This window comes from Colwellia piezophila ATCC BAA-637, from assembly GCF_000378625.1.
In the GTDB taxonomy this organism is placed as follows: domain Bacteria; phylum Pseudomonadota; class Gammaproteobacteria; order Enterobacterales; family Alteromonadaceae; genus Colwellia; species Colwellia piezophila.
The window spans coordinates 1-9,138 of the sequence record NZ_KB905190.1; the positions used below are offsets into that span (position 1 = coordinate 1).

General features: G+C 39.5%; 11 protein-coding genes. 4 read left to right on the forward strand and 7 right to left on the reverse strand.

Annotation, left to right across the window (positions count from 1 at the left end; genetic code table 11):
• Positions 1 to 28: 28 nt before the first annotated feature.
• From mtnN to acuR, 7 genes are all read right to left on the reverse strand, one after another.
• Entirely contained in the window at positions 29 to 757 is a 729-nt protein-coding gene (gene mtnN / locus F580_RS0123445) for a 5'-methylthioadenosine/S-adenosylhomocysteine nucleosidase (RefSeq protein ID WP_019030200.1), read from the reverse strand.
• 79 nt (positions 758 to 836) lie between these two features.
• The gene (locus F580_RS0123450) at positions 837 to 1,586 is read right to left on the reverse strand and encodes a type III pantothenate kinase (RefSeq protein ID WP_019030201.1); all 750 of its coding nucleotides are present in this window, start codon (positions 1,584 to 1,586) and stop codon (positions 837 to 839) included.
• The gene (birA, locus tag F580_RS0123455) at positions 1,583 to 2,584 is read right to left on the reverse strand and encodes a bifunctional biotin--[acetyl-CoA-carboxylase] ligase/biotin operon repressor BirA (RefSeq protein ID WP_019030202.1); all 1,002 of its coding nucleotides are present in this window, start codon (positions 2,582 to 2,584) and stop codon (positions 1,583 to 1,585) included. The genes F580_RS0123450 and birA overlap by 4 nt, the downstream gene beginning before the upstream one ends.
• Positions 2,577 to 3,722: a UDP-N-acetylmuramate dehydrogenase gene (gene murB, locus F580_RS0123460; RefSeq protein WP_019030203.1), complete on the reverse strand. Its 1,146-nt coding sequence runs from the start codon at positions 3,720 to 3,722 to the stop codon at positions 2,577 to 2,579. The genes birA and murB overlap by 8 nt, the downstream gene beginning before the upstream one ends.
• Positions 3,723 to 4,223: 501 nt before the next feature.
• The gene (locus F580_RS0123465; RefSeq protein ID WP_019030204.1) at positions 4,224 to 4,880 is read right to left on the reverse strand and encodes a nitroreductase family protein; all 657 of its coding nucleotides are present in this window, start codon (positions 4,878 to 4,880) and stop codon (positions 4,224 to 4,226) included.
• Between the two features lie 130 nt (positions 4,881 to 5,010).
• On the reverse strand, positions 5,011 to 5,994 hold the full coding sequence (acuI, locus tag F580_RS0123470; RefSeq protein ID WP_019030205.1) for an acrylyl-CoA reductase (NADPH): 984 nt from the start codon (positions 5,992 to 5,994) through the stop codon (positions 5,011 to 5,013).
• Between the two features lie 45 nt (positions 5,995 to 6,039).
• The gene (acuR, locus tag F580_RS0123475; protein ID WP_019030206.1) at positions 6,040 to 6,663 is read right to left on the reverse strand and encodes an acrylate utilization transcriptional regulator AcuR; all 624 of its coding nucleotides are present in this window, start codon (positions 6,661 to 6,663) and stop codon (positions 6,040 to 6,042) included.
• Between the two features lie 324 nt (positions 6,664 to 6,987).
• Here acuR and F580_RS0123480 point away from each other — a divergent pair, with 324 nt between their 5' ends.
• The 4 genes from F580_RS0123480 (at position 6,988) to F580_RS0123495 (ending at position 8,821) form a co-directional block, all read left to right on the forward strand.
• The gene (locus F580_RS0123480) at positions 6,988 to 7,365 is read left to right on the forward strand and encodes a hypothetical protein (protein WP_019030207.1); all 378 of its coding nucleotides are present in this window, start codon (positions 6,988 to 6,990) and stop codon (positions 7,363 to 7,365) included.
• A gap of 76 nt (positions 7,366 to 7,441) precedes the next feature.
• Positions 7,442 to 8,104, forward strand: a complete 663-nt coding sequence (gene pspA, locus F580_RS0123485) for a phage shock protein PspA (protein ID WP_019030208.1) — start codon at positions 7,442 to 7,444, stop codon at positions 8,102 to 8,104.
• Positions 8,105 to 8,206: 102 nt separating this feature from the next.
• Positions 8,207 to 8,437: a PspC domain-containing protein gene (locus tag F580_RS0123490; RefSeq protein WP_019030209.1), complete on the forward strand. Its 231-nt coding sequence runs from the start codon at positions 8,207 to 8,209 to the stop codon at positions 8,435 to 8,437.
• A gap of 42 nt (positions 8,438 to 8,479) precedes the next feature.
• Entirely contained in the window at positions 8,480 to 8,821 is a 342-nt protein-coding gene (locus tag F580_RS0123495) for a hypothetical protein (RefSeq protein WP_019030210.1), read from the forward strand.
• Positions 8,822 to 9,138: the final 317 nt, after the last annotated feature.

Genomic DNA, 9,138 nt, shown 5'->3' on the forward strand with positions numbered 1-9,138 from the left:
GCAATATCTGACAGTGAACGGAATACCTTTAATTAAGCTGCGTTTTATCTTTAAGCTGCGCTAACATATTCAATACTAACTGCGATGAGTTAACCGCTGCTGTTTCTAAATATTCTTCAAAGGTATGTGGTGACTCTTTACCCGCAATATCTGACAGTGAACGGATAATAACAAACGGCGTTTTAAATTGTAAACACGCTTGTGCGATAGCGGCACCTTCCATTTCAACCGCAGCCATAGTGGGGAAATTAGCACGGGCTTTGGCAATATCTTCTTCTTTGGTCATAAAGGTATCACCGGTAGTGATTAAACCGGTAATCGCTTTAATACTTTGCCCTGCAGTTTTATTGAGTTGTTCAATACCTTCTTTTGCCGCTGCCACTAAATCAGCGTGTGGCATAAATGCCGCGGGGTTAGCGGGTAATTGGCCTATTTCATAGCCAAATGCGGTGATATCGACATCGTGATAGCGAACTTCTGAACTGACGACAATATCGCCTACTTTTAATGCCGCATCAAAGCCACCAGCAGAACCCGTATTAACCACGTAATCAACCTGAAAACGATCAATCAATATCGCTGTCGCTAACGCCGCAGCAACTTTGCCAATGCCTGATTGCACAATAACGACGTCACTGCCTTCTAATTGACCTTGATGAAAGGTGTAACCCACATGTTCTGTACTCTTAGCATCGGTTAACTTTGCTTTTAAAATGGCAACTTCTGGCTCCATTGCGCCAATAATTCCTGCTTTCATGATAATTCCTAACTGTGTTTGATTTAATTTGATTACGTAAATGATAACTATCGTTCTGCAAAAAATTTCATACGCTATCTTATGCGTATTCTTGCAGACCATAAAAAATAAGGTTATCGATAAATTGAATGTTGGCTACGGGTATATTTTTTTCGCTTACCTGGGTTAATAATAGTTCGGTTAAAGCCTGACCATCACCACCCGTTAAAATAATGTGCTCAATATCACCTAAGTGCTGTGCTTGCCTAATAGCTTGAGTAATCATACCCAAAGTCGCCGCCCAACAAGCATTATTAACATTATCGGTGGTGTTAGTGCCAAATGCTAAACTTGCTACCGTTTGACTCTCGGCATGCACTAAAGTGCTATGGCTTAAAATGCTCTTAAAGAGTGCTTTAATGCCTGCTAATATCCAACCACCTTGGTGTTGACCATTACTACTGAGTAAGTCGACTGTGGTCGCCGTGCCTGCATCTATAATTAAGATATTTTGTTTGGGCACTAGGTGCATTGCGCCCAATAAGACTAACCAGCGATCAATACCCAACGTAGTGGGCTGCTGATACGCCGATTTAAGGGTGTTTTTTTGCTGTTCACTATGCACCTGTTTAAAGCAAATATTTTCTCTTGAACACCAAACAGCAAGCTCGCTAGTTAATGACGGCGTCGCCACATTAGCCACGATTATTTTACTCGCTTCGCTGAAATACTTAGCAAAGTATGTCACCGAAAAACCCTTATTACTGAGCTGGCTAATAGCCGATAATTTACCATCAATAAGCTGAGCATATTTGGTGCGACTATTGCCGATATCAATTAATAGTATCATTCGTCCATCCTCAGACTAACTTCGCCGCCATAGACAGGTTTAACTTGGCCATCCACTTCTAACAGTAATGCCCCTTGGTTATTAACACCTCTGCATATGCCGTGGGTTACTCTTTCTCCGGTAATTAATTTAACCCGTTTATTGATAAACGCATCATGAGCATGCCATTCATCTAACATGGACGCTAAACCCGTTTGCTGGTATTGGAATAAACGCTGGCGTAAGCAATATATTAGTTGCGCACTGAGTACATTTCGATCTATTTTAACATCAGTATGTGATTGTAAATCAGTCCATTTTTGCTCAATTAGCTTACCTGCAGCTTCTGGCATATGAAGATTTAAGCCGATGCCTATTACACAGTGGCTAGGCTCTAAGGCCTGCCCCTCGAGATCAATTAAAATACCCGCAAGTTTTACACCATCAAGATAAATATCATTGGGCCATTTCAGCTGAACTTGCACCTTACTGTAGGCTTTTACCGCATCACTTACCGCTAATGCTGTCACCAAACTTAATCCCATTGCCGCGGATAAACCTTGCTCTAAATACCAATACATCGACAAGTAAATTTGCGAACCAAAAGGAGAAATCCACTGCCTACCGCGACGACCTCGGCCAGCGCTTTGATATTCAGCTAAACAAACTTGCCCTGGTGATAATTGATTTGGTAAACGCCTCATCAAATAATCGTTGGTCGAGTCAATTAAGCTATGTACTTCAATCAACGGCAAGTCGATTTTATTTTCAATCTGCTTACCTAGCTTATCAGCTAATAAACTGATGATTTTTTCTTGCTCTAATAAATACAAGGGTTGAGCCAGCTTATAGCCTTTACCCGTAACGCTATAAATATCTAGGCCTATATCGATTAACACTTTAATATGCTTAGCGATAGCCGTACGGCTAATACCTAACTGCTCCCCCAGTAATTGCCCAGAAACAAATTGCCCTGAAGCTAATGACTTAACTAAATGCTCTTTCACTGTCTTAGTCATTATTATCACCATTAGCTGTTTGATCATTAACTTTATTACCGTTAGCACTATTACCACAGGTAGTCATTTCAATAGGGTTGGTATCACGCAAAGAGGCAAATGTCCTTTCGCCTTGTTGGGTAATCATTCGTACTTCAGGGGTTAAAGACACCGAAAACTTGTCAGCGACTTTTTGTTGGATATATTTAGCCAGGCTAATAATATCCGCGCCAAAATCACTGCCATAATTAACTAGCACTAGGGCTTGTTGTTGATGTACGCCAACGTTCTCATGCCTGAAGCCTTTTAATCCCGTTTGATCTATTAGCCAACCCGCGGCCAGTTTTACCTGGCCATTTTGCTGTGGGTAATGTGGCATATTTGGATAATTGCGTAGTAACTGAGAAAACATTTGCTCACTGACAACGGGATTTTTGAAAAAGCTTCCAGCATTGGGCAGAACTTTTGGATCAGGTAACTTACTACTACGTAAAGTAATAACTTGTGCCATCACCTCTTTAGCTGAGCTGTTTATTGCCAGTACATCTAAACCTGCATAAGAAAGATTTGCCTGCCACACTTTCGGAAATTTTAAGGTGACTTGAGTAATCAAACCTTTGTTATAACGTGCTTGTTTAAAAACACTATCACGATAAGCAAAATCACAGGCGTGTTTGGCCAGTGAATGTAGGGTTTTACTGGCAAAATCGTACCATTGAACTTCTTGACAATAATCAGAGAATTCCACGCCATAGGCACCAATATTTTGCACCGGTGCAGCGCCAACACTACCAGGAATTAACGCTAAGTTTTCTAAACCATCAATGCCTTGTTCAAGACAGAAGCAGACTAAGTCATGCCAATTTTCTGCTGCGCCAACCGTCACAATAAAGTGTTCAGCTTGTTCCGTGATATTAATACCGGTAAATTTAGGCTGAATTATAATCGGTGCTTGCGACTCAACAAACAGCGTATTACTGCCTTCTCCGAGGATATAGAAGTGCTCTGCCGTTAACTCAGGTAATTGCTGTAACTCAGCTAAGGTACAGGGAAAATAAATGTGCGAGCAACTCGCCTTGATATTAAAGCTGTTACTGCTTTGTAGGGAGTAATTTAAGTTTGAGTGCATAGCCATGGGTATGAAAAATGAAAGAACCATTATTGTACTGAAAAATCAGCTGAACACCAATGATACCAAGTACATTAATTAATTAACCACTTAGCGAGAATTAAAAAGCTTAGAGGCTAGGCATTAATTGAAGAGAATGGTTCTTCTGGAGAATAAGCTCAGGAGAATAAGCTCAGGAGAATATGCATCCTGCATTCTCTAATAAGTGGCATCCATGCCACGTCTGCATTCTCGAATAATCAACATCCATGTAGCGTCCTTATCGAAATTAATAACGACGCATATAAACCTTTGCCTTTAATTAGGTACTCGCCCTTTGGGGATTTATTAGCGAACCAACAACGACTCAAAATTAAAGAAATATAGCATAACTATGTTTAAGTAATTTTTCTTGTTCTAAGCTCACTAATACAATCCTAAGTTGATCAATTCATTAGCGTAATGGGTATTACTAGCAGCTAAGATGCAGTAATAATTTTCTTACTGCATTATTCAATTTTTCAATTGCTGCAAAGCTGTGATTAATTCACTTTAGATACGCACTAAAACATCACGAAGAGCAAGGCGTGATTTGGGTAATTTGGCGTTAAAATCATCTTCTGGGTGATGATAACCAATGGCTATGGCCACATCACACTGGTAACCCTCAAGCTCTTGGCTAAACTCTTCATTCACCAGCGTTATATCAATACCCTCCATCGGCGTAGAATCTATTTTTAAGCGCGCTAACACATGTAAAGTATTACCTAAGGCAAGGTAAGTTTGCGCCTTAGTCCAAGTACTAGTATCGCCATCTTCACCGGTATTAAGCTCTGCAAACAGATAAACACCAAAGGCTGCGTCTCTATTCTCTATGGGTGTGCGTTTATCTTCAATACCTTTATCAACTACCTTGGCATAATCGTCACGGGTATATTTTGGATTATGAGCAAAAAGAATCACCTGTGAGCTATCAAAAACATGCTTCTTGTTATACTCATGCATAGTAGCGAAGGTTTTATTTAAGCGCTGCTTGGCGGCATCACTTTCTATAACAATAAACTTCCACGGTTGTGAATTAATAGAGGAAGCTGAAAGGCGCATGGCTTCAAATAGAACATCCAGGTCTGCCTGTGCGACTTTTCTGCTAGCATCATATTTTTTTACCGTATGACGGCTGGTAAGATCTTCGATAATAGGGTGAGTCATAGTAATTTCATCTTAATAAATAATATAAGCATAAGGTAATAGCTATTACGTAGATATTCAATGCCGCTAAGGTTAATTTTTGTTTTACATTAGCTTAGTGAACATTTTATCACTGAAAATCACGGTGTTATCAGTTATTTACATCAACGACAACACGGCCTGTAATCTCACCATTGAGTAATTTACTGGCTGCTTCGATTGACTGTTCTAAGCCGATCACTTCTGCTATTGATTGCATCTCAGATGCGGGTAACAATTCGGCTAATTTCTGCCATGCCACCACTCTGTCTGCTCTAGCGCGCATAACACTATCAATACCTAATAAAGATACCCCACGTAAAATAAAAGGCGCCACCGATGCGGGTAAATCCATACCTTGCGCTAAACCACAAGCGGCAACTGCACCACCATATTTTATACTAGCACAAACATTAGCTAAGGTATGACTGCCTACAGAGTCAATCGCGCCAGCCCATTGCTCTTTCATTAAGGCTTTGCCTGGTGCTGATAACTCTGCCCTATCGATAATTTCAGTGGCACCTAAATCATATAGATAATCATGCTGATCACTACTACCTGTTGAGGCCACAACCGAGTAACCCATTAAGGCCAGTAGTTTTACCGCAAAGCTACCTACACCACCGCTAGCGCCGGTAACAATAATTTTTCCGCTCTTGGGCGTAATACCATATTTTTCCAAGGCTAGAATACACAGCATAGCGGTATAACCCGCCGTACCAATTGACATTGCTTGCAGTGGCGACATATCTTCGGGTAAAGCGATTAACCAGTCACTATTTACTTTCGCTTTTTGTGATAAGCCACCCATATACTTTTCACCAACACCAAAGCCGTTAAGCAGCACCTTATCGCCAACCTTAAATTCATCACTGTCACTCTGCTCAACAACACCACTAAAATCAATGCCTGGTATCATGGGAAAGCTTCTAATTACTGGAGCTTTACCAGTAATCGCGAGCGCATCCTTGTAATTAAGCGAGCTATATTGGACTTTTACTAAGACATTGCCTTGCTTTAAGTCATCTTCATTGAGTTGTGTACAAGATGTTCGATAACCGTTGTCATCTTTATCTACCAGTAAACACTTAAACATAGAACCTCCAATATAGACTGACCGTCTATTAATTAATGAAAAAAATTACTTTTTTATTAGCTGTAAAAAATGAGTAATAAAAAGATCAATGGGTTGGCTAGTTTTGACCAATTTGCATCGACTTACCGCCCCTTCCCAACCAAGCCAAAAAAACTCGGCTAACGAATCACATTCTTGCTGCTTATCATCCGGATAAAGCACCTGTAGATAAGCAGAAACTTTACCTTGCCAACCCTGCATCACAGCCAACAATTTCTCGCGATGACTATCGGGTAACAGCGAAATTTCTTGCTCAAGGTTGCCAATTAGACAGCCGCGCATAAAATTATATTTTTCAATACCCACTTTCGCATCGTTAACAAAGCTCATTAGCCTCTGTTCAGGAGTTAACTGATCATTTTTTAAATGTGCATCAAGCTTACGGCAGAAGTAAGCGTCATAATGTGCAATTACCGCCAAACCAAAGGCTTCTTTATTATCAAAGTAATAATAGAAAGAACCCTTTGGTACTGATACTTTTTTTAATATCTTATCTAAACCTGATGAAGCGAAGCCAAATTGGGTGAAGTGTTCAACGCCACTATTTATTAGTTCAGCCCTAGTTTGCGCGGCATCTCTGCCAGATTTAGCAGGTCTACCCCGAGGCTTTATATCATTATTTAATTTCATAACTGATATTAGACTGATCGTCTATTAAATTTCAAGCGTTAATTTGACCAAAGAACAACCAAGTGAGTTGACTAACAAACAACCAGTTAGTCAAATAGACTAACTGCATAGTCAATTTAGCTAAAAAGTTAAACTATGTTGAGAGGTTTGATTTAAAGCCAACTGAATTAAAAGTAAACTTATTATAAATATCAATCAGTTAAATTATTTTTAATCTTTGGCACAGCACTTGTAATACTAAGTACAAGCAGACGATGTTAACCACAGCATCAAAAATAATAGCTGTACTCTTTAACCAACATGAACAGTAAGAAGGAATTTATTATGAGCACATTTAACATGACTAATAATACTAACAGCAAAATTAAGGATGTAAGCCTTGCGTTTGTACTTATCGGATTTTTATTGGTTGCATTAACAGTAAGCACTCGTGCTAATGCTGCACCGGCAACCAGTGTTGAAAATGCCATAAGCAACTTTATTGTTGCCCAAGGAGAAAAAATGATTGTTGATCTAAATACGCAATTACAGCAATCAATTAATAAAGAGATTAAAACCTTTTCAGCCAACTTCTCACTAAAGAATGCAACAACTTGGCTAGAGGTAGATCAACAAGTGAAGCAAGCGACACTGGCACAGAATAACCAAAACAAAACCACAGCTGAATCGACTAACGAATCAGTGAGCCAGCCAAAGAAATAAATTAGTCGCTATACATAGCAGACTAAAGATTAAAACTAAATTTCAAAAATTAACGATTAAAAAGTAGGAGTAAACTATGGGATTATTCAGCCGTTTTACCGACATTGTGAACGCAAATTTAAATGGCATGTTAGATAAAGCCGAGCATCCAGAGAAAATGATCCGTTTGATCATTGGCGAGATGGAAGAAACATTAGTGGAAGTACGCTCAACCGCAGCCAAAAATATTGCCGAACAAAAAACCTTAGCAAGAAAAATAAAGTTTACTCAAGAAGGAGTAACTCACTGGCATAACAAAGCAGAAGTAGCCTTAAGTAAAGGCCGTGAAGACCTAGCAAGATCTGCACTAGCGCAAAAACAAAAATGCCAGGCAGAATTAACGCAACTTGATGGTGATAATGCTCAATTAACTGATTTATTAGCCGCTATTCAAGAAGATGCGCAGCGCTTACAAGATAAACTTAATGAAGCTAAACGTCGTCAAGAAGCGTTACTGCTTCGCCAAGAGTCAGCTGAAGTTCGCTTAAAAGTGCGTGAAAAAGCCATTATTCACAATATTGATGAAGCCATGGCTAAGTTCGAGCGTTATCAACAAAAGATTGACCGCCTTGAAGCGCAAGTTGAGTCGTATGACTTTACCGAAAATAAAGATTTATCAACGCAGATATCTGAACTAGAGCAAGACGACAGCGTTGAAGCGGAATTAGCGGAAATGAAGAAAAAAGTTGTTAACGGCTAGCACATTGCCTAGATGAAAGCCTAAATCATAAGTCTAGAATAATGGCCTAAAGTCCCTCGTAAAAATACGAGGGCAGGTTTCAAGTTAAGCTAAGGAGTTCCCATGAGATACGACAAAGAATATTCAAGTATAAAAAGTGTTCGTCAAACATTATGTAAAGATGTAGTAAATAAAAAATTGACCGGCGTCTGTGCTGGTATTGCCAAACATTATGACTTTCCACGTTTAGCGGTACGGATTGCCGTAATTGCCGCACTAATAATGTTACCCGTAGTTACGGGTGTTGCTTATGTCGTAGCAAGTATTTTGCTACCCAATAGCAAGTATTATTAGTCTAGAGCCGTTACCATTCATCTTTATAACAGTGAGTAAGACATGAGCTTCTTTAAGTCCTTAATTTTGGCCATTTTGGCCACCATTTTTTTAACCTATGTTTTTGGTGTTGGCATGTTGGAAGTAATGAATGTGCATGTGATGATGGATGGTGAAGTCATTGAGCCATTAAAGGCCATTGGTGTTTCAGCTTTAGTGGTCGTGCTGTTGGTCGTTATTGCACTCGCGATTGTTTTGAGCGTTTTTGGTAGTCTAATTTTTATTGGTTTAGTGTTATTTGGTAGCATTGCCATGGTAACTATAGGCGTGTTTTGGCCAATTTTATTAATGGCTGTTGTTATCTGGTTACTGAGTCGTAATAAACAGCCGAGACGATATGCATAACGCTTTAGTAATACCAGTTTCATTCAGTTTGTGATCTTGTTGTGCATAGGGAAAATAAATCAGGGCAAGGCGCTCGATTGAGCAATAGCTGGCTATTGGGATTGAGAGCAACGCTGACATGGCGTATTTTACCCCCACAAGTGAGCAATAATTTAATGAAATTGGTATAATATAAAACCACAGGCTGCACAGGATAAAGCATTTTTTATTCTGTGCAGAGGCAAGCGTTGAATTAGCCGTTTATTTAAAGAATTTTGCCAGAATGTTTTTACATTCATCAGTATTAACCAAACGCACGAATTCTTGGCTCTCATCGC

Coding starts and splice junctions, on each gene's coding strand:
- acuR (WP_019030206.1), bottom strand. CDS start 6,663: ATGAAATTAAATAATGATATAAAGCCTCGGGGTAGACCTGCTAAATCT.
- F580_RS0123450 (WP_019030201.1), bottom strand. CDS start 1,586: ATGATACTATTAATTGATATCGGCAATAGTCGCACCAAATATGCTCAG.
- acuI (WP_019030205.1), bottom strand. CDS start 5,994: ATGTTTAAGTGTTTACTGGTAGATAAAGATGACAACGGTTATCGAACA.
- pspA (WP_019030208.1), top strand. CDS start 7,442: ATGGGATTATTCAGCCGTTTTACCGACATTGTGAACGCAAATTTAAAT.
- F580_RS0123490 (WP_019030209.1), top strand. CDS start 8,207: ATGAGATACGACAAAGAATATTCAAGTATAAAAAGTGTTCGTCAAACA.
- F580_RS0123495 (WP_019030210.1), top strand. CDS start 8,480: ATGAGCTTCTTTAAGTCCTTAATTTTGGCCATTTTGGCCACCATTTTT.
- mtnN (WP_019030200.1), bottom strand. CDS start 757: ATGAAAGCAGGAATTATTGGCGCAATGGAGCCAGAAGTTGCCATTTTA.
- F580_RS0123465 (WP_019030204.1), bottom strand. CDS start 4,880: ATGACTCACCCTATTATCGAAGATCTTACCAGCCGTCATACGGTAAAA.
- birA (WP_019030202.1), bottom strand. CDS start 2,584: ATGACTAAGACAGTGAAAGAGCATTTAGTTAAGTCATTAGCTTCAGGG.
- F580_RS0123480 (WP_019030207.1), top strand. CDS start 6,988: ATGAGCACATTTAACATGACTAATAATACTAACAGCAAAATTAAGGAT.
- murB (WP_019030203.1), bottom strand. CDS start 3,722: ATGGTTCTTTCATTTTTCATACCCATGGCTATGCACTCAAACTTAAAT.